Annotated in this window: 19 protein-coding genes; 11 read left to right on the top strand and 8 right to left on the bottom strand. The window is 52.3% G+C overall.

Annotated elements, in window-relative coordinates; all coding sequences use genetic code 11:
* Positions 1–80: 80 nt before the first annotated feature.
* Genes QT231_RS17500 through rdgB form a run of 3 tightly spaced genes read right to left on the bottom strand, consistent with a single transcriptional unit; the run spans position 81 to position 2,589 of the window.
* Positions 81–755 carry an OmpA family protein gene (locus tag QT231_RS17500; protein ID WP_308338119.1) on the bottom strand — a complete coding sequence of 225 codons (675 nt, stop codon included), beginning with the start codon at positions 753–755 and terminating at the stop codon, positions 81–83.
* Between the two features lie 48 nt (positions 756–803).
* Positions 804–1,988 (bottom strand): radical SAM family heme chaperone HemW, encoded by a 1,185-nt coding sequence (gene hemW / locus QT231_RS17505; RefSeq protein ID WP_308338120.1) that lies wholly within the window; start codon positions 1,986–1,988, stop codon positions 804–806.
* A complete protein-coding gene (gene rdgB / locus QT231_RS17510; protein WP_308338121.1) occupies positions 1,981–2,589 on the bottom strand; it encodes an RdgB/HAM1 family non-canonical purine NTP pyrophosphatase in 609 nt (202 codons plus the stop codon). Before rdgB ends, hemW begins: the two co-directional genes overlap by 8 nt.
* A 281-nt stretch (positions 2,590–2,870) precedes the next feature.
* Here rdgB and QT231_RS17515 point away from each other — a divergent pair, with 281 nt between their 5' ends.
* The 6 genes from QT231_RS17515 (at position 2,871) to QT231_RS17540 (ending at position 7,090) form a co-directional block, all read left to right on the top strand.
* Entirely contained in the window at positions 2,871–3,563 is a 693-nt protein-coding gene (locus QT231_RS17515) for a response regulator transcription factor (RefSeq protein ID WP_308338136.1), read from the top strand.
* A gap of 24 nt (positions 3,564–3,587) precedes the next feature.
* Positions 3,588–4,109 carry a CsgE family curli-type amyloid fiber assembly protein gene (locus QT231_RS17520; protein ID WP_308338122.1) on the top strand — a complete coding sequence of 174 codons (522 nt, stop codon included), beginning with the start codon at positions 3,588–3,590 and terminating at the stop codon, positions 4,107–4,109.
* Positions 4,109–4,537, top strand: a complete 429-nt coding sequence (locus QT231_RS17525; RefSeq protein ID WP_308338123.1) for a curli assembly protein CsgF — start codon at positions 4,109–4,111, stop codon at positions 4,535–4,537. Before QT231_RS17520 ends, QT231_RS17525 begins: the two co-directional genes overlap by 1 nt.
* Before the next feature lie 86 nt (positions 4,538–4,623).
* Complete coding sequence (locus QT231_RS17530) at positions 4,624–5,454, top strand: CsgG/HfaB family protein (protein ID WP_308338124.1); 831 nt, start codon at positions 4,624–4,626, stop codon at positions 5,452–5,454.
* A 241-nt stretch (positions 5,455–5,695) separates the two neighbouring features.
* Positions 5,696–6,196, top strand: coding sequence for a hypothetical protein (locus tag QT231_RS17535; RefSeq protein WP_308338125.1), 501 nt, complete (start codon positions 5,696–5,698; stop codon positions 6,194–6,196).
* Between the two features lie 57 nt (positions 6,197–6,253).
* A complete protein-coding gene (locus tag QT231_RS17540) occupies positions 6,254–7,090 on the top strand; it encodes a curlin subunit CsgB (protein ID WP_308338126.1) in 837 nt (278 codons plus the stop codon).
* An 87-nt stretch (positions 7,091–7,177) separates the two neighbouring features.
* Here QT231_RS17540 and QT231_RS17545 read toward each other — a convergent pair whose 3' ends face one another.
* The 5 genes from QT231_RS17545 to QT231_RS17565 all read right to left on the bottom strand — a co-directional run bounded on the left by QT231_RS17545 (position 7,178) and on the right by QT231_RS17565 (position 12,065).
* On the bottom strand, positions 7,178–7,540 hold the full coding sequence (locus tag QT231_RS17545; protein ID WP_308338127.1) for a hypothetical protein: 363 nt from the start codon (positions 7,538–7,540) through the stop codon (positions 7,178–7,180).
* Between the two features lie 79 nt (positions 7,541–7,619).
* Positions 7,620–8,900: a glutamate-1-semialdehyde 2,1-aminomutase gene (hemL, locus tag QT231_RS17550; RefSeq protein WP_308338128.1), complete on the bottom strand. Its 1,281-nt coding sequence runs from the start codon at positions 8,898–8,900 to the stop codon at positions 7,620–7,622.
* 36 nt (positions 8,901–8,936) lie between these two features.
* A complete protein-coding gene (locus QT231_RS17555; RefSeq protein WP_308338129.1) occupies positions 8,937–9,746 on the bottom strand; it encodes a hydroxymethylpyrimidine/phosphomethylpyrimidine kinase in 810 nt (269 codons plus the stop codon).
* The gene (gene hemJ / locus QT231_RS17560) at positions 9,746–10,177 is read right to left on the bottom strand and encodes a protoporphyrinogen oxidase HemJ (protein ID WP_022521043.1); all 432 of its coding nucleotides are present in this window, start codon (positions 10,175–10,177) and stop codon (positions 9,746–9,748) included. The genes QT231_RS17555 and hemJ overlap by 1 nt, the downstream gene beginning before the upstream one ends.
* 88 nt (positions 10,178–10,265) lie before the next feature.
* On the bottom strand, positions 10,266–12,065 hold the full coding sequence (locus QT231_RS17565) for a chloride channel protein (protein ID WP_308338130.1): 1,800 nt from the start codon (positions 12,063–12,065) through the stop codon (positions 10,266–10,268).
* Between the two features lie 156 nt (positions 12,066–12,221).
* Between QT231_RS17565 and argC the strand changes: the two genes are divergently transcribed.
* The 5 genes from argC (at position 12,222) to QT231_RS17590 (ending at position 16,321) form a co-directional block, all read left to right on the top strand.
* On the top strand, positions 12,222–13,256 hold the full coding sequence (gene argC / locus QT231_RS17570) for an N-acetyl-gamma-glutamyl-phosphate reductase (RefSeq protein ID WP_308338131.1): 1,035 nt from the start codon (positions 12,222–12,224) through the stop codon (positions 13,254–13,256).
* A gap of 216 nt (positions 13,257–13,472) precedes the next feature.
* Positions 13,473–13,826, top strand: a complete 354-nt coding sequence (gene erpA / locus QT231_RS17575; RefSeq protein WP_144810096.1) for an iron-sulfur cluster insertion protein ErpA — start codon at positions 13,473–13,475, stop codon at positions 13,824–13,826.
* Between the two features lie 159 nt (positions 13,827–13,985).
* Positions 13,986–14,762 (top strand): transporter substrate-binding domain-containing protein, encoded by a 777-nt coding sequence (locus QT231_RS17580; RefSeq protein ID WP_308338132.1) that lies wholly within the window; start codon positions 13,986–13,988, stop codon positions 14,760–14,762.
* Between the two features lie 117 nt (positions 14,763–14,879).
* Positions 14,880–15,551, top strand: coding sequence for an amino acid ABC transporter permease (locus QT231_RS17585; protein WP_308338133.1), 672 nt, complete (start codon positions 14,880–14,882; stop codon positions 15,549–15,551).
* 11 nt (positions 15,552–15,562) lie between these two features.
* Positions 15,563–16,321: an amino acid ABC transporter ATP-binding protein gene (locus QT231_RS17590; RefSeq protein ID WP_308338134.1), complete on the top strand. Its 759-nt coding sequence runs from the start codon at positions 15,563–15,565 to the stop codon at positions 16,319–16,321.
* Positions 16,322–16,536 lie beyond the last annotated feature (215 nt).

The following is a 16,536-nucleotide window of genomic DNA, read 5'->3' on the forward strand; positions in this document are numbered from 1 at the left end:
GACTCATCGGCAAGTGAATGAAAAAAAGCCCGCTATGTGAGCATAGCGGGCTTGGGAGGGTAATAGCCAGGTTAAGAGTATTAGCGCTGGCCATCACCGGTGGGTGTTAGGGTAATTTCTACCCGGCGATTCTGAGCGCGGCCCTGCTCATTGTCATTGCTGGCAACTGGCTGGGTGGCGCCATACCCAGTAGTGTTAAGACGCGTAGATGAAACGCCGTTTTGGGTTAAGTAGTTACCCACGGATTGAGCGCGACGCTCAGACAACCGCTGGTTATAGCTCGCATCACCGGTGCTATCGGTATGACCTGCAATATTGACGCGGGTGTCCTGATATTGAGTGAGAACATTAGCGACTTCATTAAGAGAACTGCGTGCTTCACTGGTAAGGTCGGCAGAATCAAAGCCAAAGGTTACGCCGCTAGGCATATTAAGCACGATATCGTCACCACGGCGATCGATCTCAATGCGCGAACCTTCCAGGTTTTCACGCAGCTGTTGCTCTTGGCGATCCATATAGACACCAATGCCAGCACCAGCTGCAGCACCTACGGCGGCGCCGATCAATGCACGGTCGCGTCGGCTAGTACTACCATCGCCAGAAAGGGCGCCAGCAGCTGCACCTACGGCGGCACCAATCCCGGTGCCCATCGCGGTACTAGAGCGCTGCGTTTGGCCACCATAAGGATCCGATGTGGCACAACCAGCCAGTAGAATCGCGGCTGCCAGCGGTGTCAGTAGTCGAGAAATACGCATTGCTCACTCCTTGTTTATGTTCGAAACACCTTTTTTAATCATCGCTAATCAATCATCACTGATCATGGTTAGCAACTCATTCAAGAATAATAGACCTTGAGGAGATGCACGCAGTTTTTCAGGCATTTGCATCAAAAGTCCTTTTTTCTCGGCAGATTGTAAACGCGTAAGTAACATTGCAGGAGCCTGCCCAGTGTTGGCTCTCCATGTATCCAATGCAACCCCGTCAGTAAGCCGTAGCGCATTCATGGCAAACTCCAACGGCAGCTCATCCGCGTTGATAAGCTGCTTACCCGCTATAAAGCCACGCAGATCATCTGTACGCTTTAAATATGCGTCCGGCTGGCGGGTTTTCCAGCGCCGCTCTATGCGCCACTGCCCATTTTCGTCAATATGACTAAGCTTGCCATGGGCACCCGCGCCAATCCCCAGGTAGTCACCAAACTGCCAATAGTTGAGGTTATGACGGCTTTGATGATTGGCGCTAGCGTATGCCGAAATCTCGTAACGTTTGAAACCCGCCTGTTCCAGAAGCTGATGGCCCTTGTCCTGAATATCCCAAAGCGCCTCTTCCTCGGGAAGCACCGGCGGCTGAGAGTGAAAGGCCGTATTTGGCTCAAGGGTCAATTGATACCAAGAGAGATGCTCAGGTGCCAATGCCAGCGCTTGCACAATATCATCCATCGCCAATTGGGGCGTTTGGTCGGGTAAACCGTGCATCAGGTCGATATTAATGTTGGTAAAGCCCGCCTGGCGCGCCTGTGCAACCGCAGTGATCGCTTCATCACCGCTATGAATACGCCCCAGAGCATGCAATTGATCGGGCTGAAAACTTTGAATACCCAGCGAGAGGCGATTAATACCTGCTTTCCGGTAACCAATGAAACGCTCTTGCTCAGTGGTACCTGGATTTGCCTCTAAGGTAATCTCTATATCATTGGCGAAAGGTAAACGCGCGTTAATCGCTTTTAATAATTGTTCATAAAAGGCGGGCGACAGCAGGCTGGGAGTCCCACCGCCGATAAAGATAGTCTGAATTTCCCGGCCAGCCGCGAGGACTAGATCGTTATCCAGGTCTTGTAGCAATGCATCAAGATACGCGGCTTCAGGTAAATCCCGAGGTGTAAAACCATGCGTCCCCGGCTCATGAGAGTTGAAATCACAGTACGGGCATTTACGGACACACCAGGGTGTGTGGATATACAGCGAGAGTGGCGGCAGCTTATCAGCCATGCGCCACCTTCAATAACTCCACCAAGCCTTGCAGCGCACGACCACGATGACTAAGGCGATTCTTAGTGTCGCTGGGCAGCTCGGCAACACTCATACCCTGATCAGGTAACCAAAAAAGCGGGTCATAGCCGAACCCATCCTTACCTCGGGGATGAGCAAGAATCTCACCTTTCCAACTGCGCTGCACAATGATCGGCACTGGATCTTTCGGGTGACGCAAATAAACGAGAACGCACCAGTAACGGCCGCTCCTCTGCCCTTCCGCATAATCACTTAACGCGGTTAACAACGTTTGATTATTTTTCTCATCACTCCTGGGCTCACCGCCATACCTGGCGGAATAAATACCGGGTGCGCCGTTCAGTGCGTCAACTTCCAGCCCAGAATCGTCTGCTAATGCCGGTAACCCACTAACGAGGCTCGCTTCGCGCGCTTTTAACAGAGCATTTTCGACGAAGGTTAGACCCGTTTCTTCCACCTCGGTAACACCAAAGTCTGCCTGGGGGCGAACATCGAAGCCCAAAGGTGAAAGTAATTGATTGAATTCTCTTAACTTTCCTGAATTGCCACTGGCAAGAACAAGGGTATTGACGGCGGCCATATGTGTACTCCTAACAGTAGAGAGTCAGTTTACGCGCTCATTCACCGTATCAAAAGCCACCAGAATGTTACTTAACGTATCTGAAAAATCTCACTCCATATTTTACTAATAAAACAATTAATCCTTGTTTTCAAAGAAATAAAAACACCTGTATGAAAACAAAGACGCTCACGATCGATTATTTTTACCACATTTTTAATAACAAAACTTTACGAAATGTATCTTATGGTCAACACTTCAGAGGCTACCTGCTCACTCTTTCTTTCCACGAGGGCTCCCCAATGTCGCAGGAAACGTCTACCGGAACGGTGTATGTGGTTACCGAAAAAAGTCCCCAAGTACAGCTGTTCGCTGAGTACTTGAACAAGCACACCGGATGTCAAATAAGTATTCACTCTCCCCACTCGGCGTTACCTATTTCCGCCACGAGTAACCTGTTGATTCTTATCGACAGTGATCATATAGGGATTGATGCGTTACCAGAATGGCAAGATAAGTTACCCGATGCTCTCACTAAAACACCTCTAGCCGCCTTCAACATTCATGATATGGATCACGCCCTGGAAGCGCTCTCGTGCGCTCAGCTAAAAGGCGTGTTTTATCGTAATGAAAGTCTTGAGGTCATCTGCAAAGGCATTCACGCGCTGCTGGAAGGAGAGCTCTGGATGTCGCGCGACTTAATGGCGCGTTTGATCCTGTTCTATCGCAAATACCAAAGTAATGCCTTCCGCCCAGCCTGCGGACTCACTAACCGGGAAATGGAGATTATTTCGCTGCTTAGCGCAGGCTCATCCAATCAACAAATTGCCGAAAAGCTGTTTGTTAGTGAGCACACCGTTAAGTCTCACCTTTACAACATTTTTCGCAAAATTAACGTTCATAACCGCATTCAAGCGCTCAACTGGATTCATCAGAACTTGGGACCAATTTTGCCCAATATAGAAACCGCACGCAGCCTTCAGCGACACCGGTAACCCTTAAGGGTAAAGGTAACTGCTATGTCATCAATAAACCGTTTAAGTATTGGCTTTTTAATCGTGGTTGTATGGGTTATGTCATCTTCAGCATTGGCCAACGAACCGGCTGATCCTGCCGAGGCATTACCCGCCAACGAACAAGAAGCCGTTGACGCTATTAATCAGCTCTCTAGCCCTGATGGGCCTGAAGTGCGGGGCAACGCTAACGGCGGAAGTGAGCTAACCGGCGTCATGGTAGATAGAACAATCACCATGGCCGGTAAAACCTTCTATCGCGCCTTTAGCCAGCGGGCGATGGATAACCTGATTATCGGTAACGCCACTATCACTATTAATGAGCGTCCTGACGCACGCTGGGGTAGCCAAATATGGGTGATGGAAGGCAATCGTATGTATTTCCGTACACAGCTCTCCCCAAAGATCAATGAAGCAGATCGTGCCGCTGGGGAAGCCGTGCAAACCGTCGAAGAAGCGCTGCTACGCCAACAGCTAGCCTCTGCGCTTACCTCTGACAAAGACCTGGGAAAAGAGGAGCTACGTTAATGAAAAATATACTCAAAATAACAGCTGGCAGTGCTCTGGCAACCATCATCTTGGCAACTACGCTACCCCTAAACGCAAACGCAGGAGAACTGATTTATACACCAATAAATCCCTCCTTTGGCGGCGACCCCTTCATGGGTAGCTATTTACTGGGTAAAGCGCAGTCGCAGGATACAAACACCGACCCTAATGCCAGGGGTATAGAGTCACTCTCATCGACCGAACGGCTTATTCAAAGTCTTGAGAGTCGTTTGATATCACAATTAATCAGTGATGTTGGGGCAGGTAATGTGGGTGAAGGATCGTTCGATAGCGGAGATTTTAGCGTTGTGGTACGTGATGAAGGTGGGCAGCTTATCGTAAGAGTGATCGATAAAGTCACCGGAGATGTTACCAATATTAGCGTAGGCGGTTTATTTAACCCCTAATCTCTTACCTGCTTTTAATACTAAGAAAAAACTAACGAGGCTATCAATCAGCCTACTTACAGTTGCGTGTCATTCAGGGGAACATTATGAAAATTATCGCTTCGCTACTCTTGGTTGGTTTGCTCAGCGGCTGTGCTGGCATGGTCGCGACATCTGAAAATTTAGAAGGGGCACAAGCAACGCTCACGCCCCGGGGTGCAACCTATCAAGACTTGGTCTCTCTACCGCCTCCAGCAGGACGAATATTCGTTTCAGTTTATGACTTCCGCGATCAAACAGGTCAGTACCGTCCCGCCCCCGCCAGCACGTTTTCAACCGCTGTAACACAAGGTGCGGCGGCGATGCTGACCGGAGCACTAGCAGATTCCGGCTGGTTTATACCGCTTGAGCGAGTGGGGTTACAGAACTTACTTACCGAGAGGCGAATTATTCGTGCAGAGTTCGAGCGCTTCGGCCAGCCAGATACATTGCCATCACTCCGTGCTGCCTCTGTGATGCTCGAAGGCGGCATTATTGCCTACGAATCAAACGTGCGTACCGGTGGAGCTGGTGCTGAGTATTTTGGCATTGGCGCCTCAGGGCAATACCAAGTTGACCAGGTAACGGTCAATTTACGCGCGGTTGAAATATCCACTGGCGAAGTACTGGCTAACGTAACCACTACAAAAACTATCTATTCGAAAGAAATGCGGGCGGGTGTTTATCGTTTTATCGACTTCCGGCGTTTACTAGAAGCCGAAGTTGGACTTACTACCAACGAGCCAGTACAACTCGCCGTCATGTCCGCGATTGAATCAGCAGTTATACATTTGGTCGCGCGTGGAGTAGAAAATAATCTCTGGAACCTGGGCAATAACGTTAATTTGCAAGACACTATTCTGGCAGACTATCTCGACGCACCCGTTCCCATGCTGTAAACACCACGACTTTATTGAGGAGCATTCGTTAAATAAAAAATCAATGGTCATGCTAAAAGCATGACCATTTTTATAAGCATAAAGTTAAAAAACTGATTAGAAAACTCATTATTCACTCTTTAATAAACATGAGAAATTGCACAACAGAAATAAGAAAATATCTGATAGCGTAAATTTTCAATTGATCCAAACTCAACACAAGAAATACAAATTGATACAAACCGTTTCAGAGGGAAATACTATGGAACTGAAGTGCTCCTCAACAAAGCGAGCTGTGTTAGTAGCAACGCTGCTAACGGCAACAGTTTCATTTTCTGTGATAAGCAATGCGGACAACAGCCGCGTGGAACAGTTTTCCAAGCAAACCGCAGCCCAAAACAACCAGGGTAACTACAGCGTTATTGCGCAAATTGGTAACAATAATCGCACCAACGTTTCGCAATCTGCTAGTTACCAAGCCGGGAACTTTTCCAGTATTTATCAACTAGGAAATTACAACTCGGCGGAAGTAAAACAAACGGGCGGAAATAACATTAGTAATATCTCACAAATAGGTAGAAATCACAAAGTGGATATTACTCAGTCAGGCAACACATCAAGAGAGTTGAACTCCTATGTGCGCCAAATAGGCAATCGTAGTGACGTACAGATTTCACAATCGGGGAGTGGCTATCGTGGCATTAGTGTTGAACAACAAGCGTTTTCAAGCAATGCACGCCCAGTCACCGTCGAAACCTACTGAGCAACAAATGTTGTCTCAGTAATAACTAAAGCAAGTATGACATAATGGGGAAACACCATGAAAACTCAAATCACCACTATCGCTGCTGCCGTTGCCTTCGCTATGAGTACTGCTGCTTTTGCACAGTATTCAGGTGGTAGCGACTCTTACATCTACCAAAGCGGTAACAACAATACTAACGATGTTACTCAGTGGGGATCGCAAAACTCACGTATTTATCAACAAGGCAGCTATAACTCGGCAACAGTATCACAAGATGATGTCTCCGGTGTTGCTACAACACTACCCGGCCTTAACGACTCTGGAATAGAACAAATCGGTAGCGGTAACTCGGCAGACGTTACCCAATTAGGCACTAAGAATGACTCTACCGTATATCAAGAGAATCTCTTTAACAGTGCGACCGTTGATCAAGATGGTTATAAAAATGTTTCAGTAGTGGAGCAAATTGGTTTCCACAATGACGCTGACATCACCCAAAGTGGTAAATTTAATGATAGCTACGCCTACATTCAAGGATTTGGGAATGATGCGATCGTCAACCAAGATGGTTCTGGGAATAAGTCTGTAGTTGAGCAAAACGGTGCTTTCAACGATGCTGAAATCACACAGACTGGCTCATATAACGATAGCTATGCTTATATGGGTGGTGACCGCAATGACGCCGTTGTAAACCAAAATGGCTACTATTTAGAGAGTACTATTTTAGCTAATGGTGATCACAACACCTATAACGTAGCTCAGTCTGGCTATGGTCACGACTCTTATATCGAAACTCATGGCAGCTATAACAACAATACCGTTACGCAAAGCGGTGCTTTCTGGGGTCAGCACACCTCTAGCATCGTAACCTACGGCAATGGCAACGTTAACACTGTTAGCCAAGGCCACTAAGCAAAACGATGTTAAAATAAACATCGTGTGCTCATACAATCCGCCCCGAACTGGGGCGGTTTTTTTATTACCCTCAGCTAAAGGGTATTAACGAATCATCAACGTCAATGTACCCCCTGCCCCCTGAGTCGACGAACGCGACCGGTTACTGCCTTTCTGAATATCCACCTCTAGCCGCTCATCGTCACTTAACAGTTTTACCGTGCCTTCAAGTTCGGTACCGGTAAAGGTGTACTCAGCAGGTACTGTCCCGCTCTCTTCAATGTGCTCGGTGGTTTCGCCTTCGTGGGTAATCCGCCAGTGGGCGGAAAACTCTGCGCCTGGTGAACCGCTCATGGTGATATGGATCTGGGTCATGTCCTGCTCCTGAGGCGACTGTGCAGCCAGCGGCAAGCAGGCTAGCAGCCCCGCTGCGCAGATCACGTATCGCCAAGCCGTTGGTTGGGTCATCGGGGTAGCTCTCATCTAAGTCAAGAGCCGCTCAAGGTGAGCGGCTCTTGCAGTATAGCGGGCTTTTAGTTACTTGCCGTTACATAACTGCAAAGGCTTTTTCTGCTGCATCCAGGGTGAACTGAATATCTTCCGGCGTATGAGCACTGGACATAAAGCCCGCCTCAAAAGCCGAAGGCGCCAAGTAAACACCGTGATCAAGCATTGCACCAAAGAAACGGCGAAAGGCATCCGGATTACAGGCAGTGGCCTGAGCAAAGTTATCCACACGGCTTTGTGAGGTGAAGAAGAGCCCAAACATACCGCCCGCCGACTGTGTCATCATCGGCACCCTTGCTGCATTGGCGCGCTCCTGAAGGCCCGTGCAAAGCGTATTAACCCGCTGGGTAAGCGCATCGTGAAAGCCCGGTACCTGTAGCTTGGTTAGCAGCGCAATGCCGGCGGCCATCGCCAGCGGGTTACCCGACAACGTGCCCGCTTGGTAAACTGGCCCCAGGGGAGAAATATTTTGCATTATCTCGCGCTTGCCACCAAAAGCGCCCACCGGCATGCCGCCGCCGACAATTTTTCCCAAGCAGGTTAGATCGGGCACGATACCGTAGTGGGCTTGTGCACCGCCCATTGCCACGCGAAAACCGGTCATCACTTCGTCAAAAATCAGCACGCTGCCGTATTCGTTACATACCCGGCGCAGCGTTTCCAGAAAGCCCGGCTGCGGCGGGATACAGTTCATATTGCCAGCAACAGGCTCAACGATGATGCAAGCAATTTGATCGCCAATCTCGCTAAAACACGCTTCCACACCTTCAGGATCGTTAAACGACAGGGTAATGGTGTGTTCAGCCAGCGACGCAGGCACACCCGGCGAGCTGGGCTCGCCGTGGGTCAGGGCCCCCGACCCCGCTTTTACCAGCAGCGAATCGGAGTGGCCGTGGTAGTTCCCTTCAAACTTAACGATCTTATCGCGGCCGGTGGTGCCTCGCGCCAGGCGTATCGCCGACATGGTGGCTTCGGTACCCGAGCTGGTCATGCGCACCATATCCATGGAGGGAATCATCTCACAGATCAAATCTGCCATGGTGGTTTCGACGGCGGTAGGGGTACCAAATGACAGTCCGTTATCCAATCGTGCTCGCACCGCAGCCAGTACGTCTTGGTCGGCATGCCCAGTAATCATGGGCCCCCAGGAACCGACATAATCCACGTAACGATTGCCTTCGACGTCAAACAGAAAGGCGCCTTGAGCACGCTCCATAAAGACCGGCGGGCGGTGTAACCCCTTAAACGCCCGGACGGGTGAGTTGACCCCACCGGGGATATGGCGACTGGCAAGGTCGAATAGTTCAGCTGATGTAGTCATGGCATCCTCTCGGTCAATGGAGTATTGAAGGTCGAATCAAAAACGGACAGCCCGTGAAAATCGATGTGGCAAACACTGCCCGCTGGGCGGTTGGAAGCCTTGAGACAAACTTTGCCAAGTAAAGTGCTGTGCCTGCTCACAAGCTGTTGGTAAGCGCTCACCAACTGCAAGGCGAGCGGCAATGGCCGAGGCAAGCGTACAGCCAGAGCCATGGAAGCGTTCGGGCAACCGCGGCCACTGCCATTGGCGAGTGGTATCGGGCGAATGCAAGGTGTGTACCACCTGCTGGTCGTTGCCGGGTAGCGGCTCATCCGTCGCTGTTACCAGAATGGCTTGGCAGCCCTGTGACATGAGTACCACCGCGCGAGCCGTATCATCGAAAGGGGTAATGATATCAGGCGTCAGCTGGGCCAATTCAGCGCGGTTGGGAGTTAAGATATCCACAAGCGGAAGTAAGCGGTCAATAAACAATTGTCGCAAAGCAGGTGTGGATAACTCAGTTCCGCCACCGGCTTTAAAGACCGGATCCGCTACCACGGGGATGCCTGGAAAACGGCGAATAATTTGCTCCGCGGCGCGCAGGGTGTCTTCGTCAGCAAGTAGGCCAATCTTAATCGCCGCGACCTGCATCTCGCTAATCGCCTCGGCCATTTGGCGCATCGCAGTAGCCTCAGCAGGAATCACGCGGGTCACATTATGGCAATTTTGTACTGTCAGCGCAGTGGGGATCGTGACTGCCCAGCCGCCGCAGGCTGCAATGGCTTCACTGTCAGCGATTAACCCAGCGCCACCCGTCGGGTCGTGCCCAGCGAGTACCAACACCACGGGGGGAAGCGGTCGGCGCATCAAAAGGGCTTCACAACGGCAAGCAGAATGATCGCCACTAGCGCAATCACCGGCGCTTCGTTAAACCAGCGGAAAAACACATGCCCCTTGGTACAACGATCCTGAGCAAACTGTTTCAAATAGATCAAACAGACGTGATGATAAGCAATCAGCAAGACTACAAGCGCCAGCTTGGCGTGCATCCAGCCCTGGCTAAACCATTCGGGCACCAGGTAGAGCATCCAGCCACCGAAAATAAGTACCGCAATCATCGATGGCGTCATGATGCCACGGTAGAGTTTGCGTTCCATGGTTTTGAAGTAGCTGATGGCCTGTTCATCGCCGTTATCCCGCGCGGTGGCGTGGTACACATACAGCCGGGGTAAATAGAACAGCGCAGCGAACCACGTCACCACTGCCATTAAGTGAATAGCCTTCACCCATAGGTACATTGTCGCTCCTTAAAGTGATGAGTCCTTCTCGCGTGCGTCTAGGTCTTTAAAATCAGGTCTTTAAAATCAGGTTTTGGAAATTATCGTCTCACGCATCGGGGCCACGGGAATCGACGCCGCGTGGGTCAGTGTAGTGGTAATAACGCTCAATGGCGCCACGGGTGATAATACCTGAAATACGCCGCTGCTTTGGGCGATAGCCATGAACAACGTAGAGCGCCCCCAGAGCGTCATCCTGCAGTTTTAGAAACGCTTCGGAAAGCGTCGCCTGTAAACCAATCGGCGCCAGCTCCAAACGCTGCCCAGGGATTTCCAGTAGATCAATTAGCTCATCCGCCGGCGGCTCTTCCCCCTGCAGCGCCTCATCGTGCTCAAGCAGCCAGCGTGCAAGTTCAGCAGCTTTTAGCCCCAGCACGGGTTTTTCCTCGGTTGAGCGCTCAATCACTAACCACACCGGGTTGGTTTCTAATAAAAGCCGCGCTCGATCCGGGGTTATCATTCGCTCGGTACGCACCAGTTGCCGCTCCATCACCGCAGGCACCGAGACCCTTGAGAGGGCCTGCATCAACGGCTGCTGAAGCGGGTGCAACCCGTAGCGCACCGTGCTGATAAAAAATCCCTCACAGCCGGTCAATTGGCGCGAAGTTAAACACGCCACCACTACCGCCAACATGCCAGGCAGCATGATACTCGGCGTATGGGTTAACTCCAAAAGCGCCATTAGCGCGGCCAGAGGTGCCTGTAGCACCGCCCCCATCATCGCGGCCATGCCTAGCATCGCGTAAATACCTGGATCAGCGGCTTTAGCCGGCCAAAGCCAACCACCCAGCAAACCAAACAGCGCGCCCGTGGCAGCCCCCACTACCAGTACCGGGCCAATAATACCGATGGGTACCCCCCCGGCAACGGTTAGCGCGGTAATCAGCAGTTTGGCAACCATCAGCGCCAGCAGGACTTTAATTTCCAATTGATTATTGAGTGCCGCCGCCACACTGTCATAGCCGATTCCTTGAACCTGGGGGAACCACCAGGCCACCGCACCCGTTGCCACCCCCACTAATCCAAGTCGCCACCACAGCGGCCACTGTATAATCCGCTGGCTACGTGAAATATGGATAAACAAGCCTGCGAGTAGACCAATCACAAGCCCAGTCACGACGATCCATGGCAAGTTGATCAATGAGCCTAGTGCTATCTCTGGAATACGAAAGGCGGGCTCGTTGCCATAAGCCAACTGCGCCACCAGCGCCCCCATGGTGGAAGCCAAGATGACAGGCATAAAGCTCATCAAGGTGTACTCCATCATCACCACTTCCATGGCGAAGATGACACCCGCAATAGGCGTATTAAAGGAGGCGGAAATACCCGCAGCGGTACCGCATGCCACGAGTACTCTCAGGCTATTATTGGGCAGGCGCATCTGTTGGCCAAGCCCGCTGGCCGCCGCTGCTCCCAAATGAATCGCTGGCCCCTCACGGCCAGCGGAGAGGCCGCCCAGGACGGATATGACACCTACCCACCACTGGTTGAGCCAGTTGCGCAGGGGAAAACGGCCTTGGTGGTAGGTCAGCCGCTCAATCACATGGCCAACACCCAGCTTACGCGCCGCCGGTTTTTGCCTATACAGCAGCATTCCCACTAGCGTTACTGCCAGCATGGGCAACAGCGCGCGCAGCCACGGCGCCATGCTTTCAAACGCTTCTGGATCGCCATCGGTCATGTAGAGCGCAGCGCCCGCTTCCAAAAGCAGCCGAAACGCCACCATCACAGCGCCGGTAATAACTCCCGAGACAAGTCCCAGCACACACAGCTGCGGAAGGGCATCGACGTTGGCCAACTGGCGACGAAAACTCTCTAAGGTAAAATCCGACAGGGAAAAACGCGCCACAGCGACCTTCCTGATTATGAGTTCTAGTGTTCTTATCTCTCCACCCTCTTGTGTATCATAGACTGCTAAGCTTCGACAGCGCGCAGCAATCCGCATAGGCTGTAATAACTGAAGCTAATATGAAAAACGTTCTGCGTAACCCGCAAGGAGTGATTTGTGATTAAGGTCGGCATAGTTGGCGGTACCGGGTACACCGGCGTTGAGTTACTGCGGCTACTCGCCCAGCACCCCCAGGTTAACGTCGCTATGATTACCTCGCGCTCGGAAACCGGCGTCAAGGTGTGCGATATGTACCCCAACTTGCGCGGCCATTACGACACCCTGGCGTTTAGCGAGCCGGATGCCAAACAGCTGGGTGCCATGGACGCGGTCTTTTTTGCCACCCCCCACGGTGTTGCCCACGCCCTGGCGGGGGAGCTACTCGAAAACGGCACTCGGGTGATTGATCTATCGGCCGACTTCCGGCTGCGCGATGCCGACGAATGGAGCCGCTGGTACGGTCAGGCCCACGGCGCCCCGGAACTGTTGCAAGAGGCGGTCTACGGCCTACCGGAAATGCACCGGGAGAAAATCAAAAGCGCACGCTTGATTGCAGTACCCGGCTGCTATCCCACCAGCGTTCAGCTGGGCTACCTGCCGCTTCTGGAAGCGGGTTTGATCGATCCAGGCCAACTGATTGCTGACTGCAAATCCGGCGTTACCGGCGCAGGCCGCGGCGCTAAAGTGGGCTCACTACTCGCCGAAGCCAGCGAGTCGATGAAAGCCTATGGCGCAAGCGGCCACCGCCATCTGCCGGAAATTAGCCAGGGGCTTAGGGATATCCAGCAATCCACGGTGGGGTTAACCTTCGTGCCCCACCTAACGCCGATGATTCGCGGTATCCACGCCACGCTCTACGGCCAGTTAACCGCTGAACCGGGCGACCTGCAGGCCCTTTTTGAGCAGCGCTACGCCGATGAACCCTTTGTCGATGTAATGCCCGCAGGAAGCCACCCCGAAACGCGCAGCGTCAAAGGTATCAACACCTGCCGCCTGGCAGTCCACCGGCCTAACAATGGCAACACGGTGGTCGTGCTATCAGTGATCGATAACCTGGTCAAAGGCGCTTCGGGCCAAGCGATCCAAAACCTCAACCTGATGTTTGGTTTTGACGAGAACACAGGACTCACCGCTCCAGCACTGATGCCTTAAACCAAACAAAACACCAGCATGCAGAGGGCAGCTCAGAGAGGAGGTCATTTGCCATGGATGGCAAATGTAGCGTCCATGGAAGGATTCACAGCGCCTCCTCGGCGAGCTGCCCTCTGCTTGATATACCAACACAATAGTTGACCAATTTGCTGGGAATTACCCATAATCATCCCCCAATGCCGATTTATTCGTTCTTAAAGCTCGCGGGAGGTACCCATGAGCGGTGCAGAAGCCTTTGTTCCTACCCCATTACTGCTCTCTGATAGCGCACGCAAACGTATTAATGCGCTGATTGCAGAAGAGAATAACCCATCACTTAAGCTGCGCGTCTACGTGACCGGTGGCGGCTGTTCAGGTTTTCAGTACGGTTTCGACTTTGCTGACAACGTCGCCGACGATGACACCGTTATTGAGTTCGGTAACGCTGCCCTAGTGGTTGATCCCCTCTCCTATCAATATTTGGTAGGCTCCACCGTCGACTATGAAGAAGGTCTGGCGGGTGCGCGTTTTCGCGTTCAAAACCCCAATGCCACCACCACTTGCGGCTGCGGCGCCTCCTTTATGGTCTAAACAGCGTTGGCTCACAGCGCTCCCCGTGACTTGACGCCCTGACGGTTTCTCGCCAAGGTTTATAGGTCAACAATGGCTTAAATAGCAGTTTATAAAGAGCATCAAACGGTTAAACCGCTTTGCAACCCGCAAAAAGCCACACAAAGCACGGGGAAACTTATGAAAGTAGCACTACCACTCAGCCTAACCAAAACAACGCTGGCGCTCGCACTGGGATTGGGCAGCGCCACTGCCGCCATGGCCCAAACGCCATCGGTGAACGTGGCAACTGACCCAAGCTTTGTGCCCTTTGAAATGATGGATCAAGAGACCGGCGAAATGGTCGGTTTCGATATGGATATCATCAACGAAGTTGCCGAACGCGCAGGTTTTGAAGTCAACCTCACCACCATGGAGTTCTCCGGCATTATTCCCGCCGTGCAAACCGGCAGCCAGGAGATCGCCATTGCGGGTACTACCATTACCGAAGAGCGTGCGGAAGTCGTCGATTTTTCTGACCCCTATTACGACTCGGGTTTGAGAATTATCGTGCGTGCGGATAATGACGATGTTGAGACCCTGGAAGATCTCGAAGGCCTTAGCGTTGCTACTAAGATCGGCTCCACCAGCTACGACTTTCTTCAGCAAGAGCTAGGCGAAGATGCTGACATCACTCCTTACCCCGCCACCGCCGACATGTACATGGCGCTGTTAGGCCGTAACGTCGACGCCGTACTCTATGACGCACCTAACGTCGCCTACTTCTCGCAAACCCGTGGAGAAGGCCGTACCAAGGTCGTTGGCCCACTGTATGAAGGCCAACAGTACGGTATTGTTTTCCACAAAGGCAGCGAGTGGGTAGAGCCCACCAACGAAGCACTGGCCGCTATGCGTGAAGATGGCACCTACGATGAGATCTACACCAAGTGGTTTGGTGAAGCGCCCAGCGAAGAGTGAGTGTAAAAGCTCAGCAATAGCGTAACGCCGTTACAGGGCCGGGTGGCCACAACCCCCGGCCCTGTAACGTTTCTTATCTGTTTTTTGTCAGCTGTTTTCTGTTTCAGGAGTCTACGCGTGGACGTCAATTTTCAGTTTGATTGGGCGGCAGCGTTTGGGTCTATCCCTTACCTGCTGCCGGGTATTCCCTGGACGCTACTTATTTCGTTTGGCGGCTTGGCTATCGGTTTCTTTATCGGCATCTTCTTTGGCCTGTTACGCATCAGCCCTCTGCGCTGGTTGCGCTGGCCAGCCATTGTCTATGTCGAGGTGTTCCGCGGCACCCCTATTCTGGTTCAGGTGCTGTTTATCTTTTACGGTTTGCCGCAGCTGTTAGGCAGCCCTATTAACGCTCTGGTCGCCGGTATTGCCGCTATTGCGGTCAACTCCGGCGCCTATATCTCGGAAATTGTCCGCGGCGGGGTACAGTCGATTGAACGCGGCCAAGGTGAAGCTTCGCTCTCCCTAGGGCTCTCCCGTACCCAGGCGTTTCGCTACGTTATCTGGCCCCAGGCGTTTCGACGCATGATTCCTCCCCTGGGGAACCAAGGCATCATCAGCATCAAAGACACTTCACTGTTTTCAGTGATCGGCGTCGGTGAACTGGTGCGTCAGGGTCAGATCTATATCGCCACCACCTTCACCGCCCTTGAGGTCTACTTTATGGTCGCCCTGATGTATCTGGCGATCACCTGGACGCTCTCCATCATCCTGCGCCAACTTGAGCGCAGAGGCCTGGCCGGACAATAAGGACACGCGCAATGAACGACACAAAGCAACCAATTGTGCGTATGCAGCAGCTCAATAAGCACTTTGGCAGCCTGCACGTACTCAACAACATTGATCTTACGATTGTGCCCGGTGAAGTGGTGGTAATTATCGGTGCCAGTGGCTCAGGCAAATCCACGCTTATTCGCTGTATTAACGGTTTGGAAGAGTTCCAATCCGGCAGCCTGGTAGTCGACAGCAATGAACTACTACCCCATGGCAAGAGCACCAAAGCGCTGCAAACCATCCGCACCGAAGTGGGCATGGTCTTTCAGCAGTTCAACCTTTTCCCCCATCTCAGCGTGATCGACAACGTCACGCTGGCGCCGATGAAAGTGCGCGGTTTAAGCCGTGAAGACGCGGTCAGCAACGCCAAACGTCTGTTGGATAGAGTGGGTATTGCCGATCAGGCCGACAAATACCCCAGCCAGCTCTCAGGCGGCCAGCAGCAACGTGTAGCACTGGCTCGTGCCTTGGCCATGGAACCCCGCCTAATGCTGTTTGACGAGCCCACATCGGCGCTTGACCCGGAAATGATCGGTGAAGTGCTGGATGCCATGCGCGAGCTGGCCAAGGAAGGCATGACCATGGTGATTGTCACCCATGAAATGGGCTTTGCCCGCGAGGTTGCCGACCGGGTCATTTTTATCCACAAAGGCGAGATTACCGAGCAGGGGCGTCCAGAAAAACTGTTCGATTCGCCGCAACACGAACGCACCCAATCCTTCCTGGCGCGGGTGCTTAAACACTAAATCTAACCATTTAACGCCGTGGTACACCTCATTCCCTCTGCTAAAACATAACTTTTTACTGGCCTGTCGACATGACAGGCCATTTTTTTGGTGCGCCAGGCATGGCGCGCAGCGCCTTGACTGGCGCTGTTCCTGGGGGTGGTGCCTCAGGATGACTTGGGGGTGAAAGTCCCCTGCACGCCCGGCAAGGGGAAGTGCTAGCCGACGGCAAGGGT

The organism is Halomonas sp. SpR1, assembly GCF_031010175.1.
Lineage (GTDB): Bacteria > Pseudomonadota > Gammaproteobacteria > Pseudomonadales > Halomonadaceae > Vreelandella.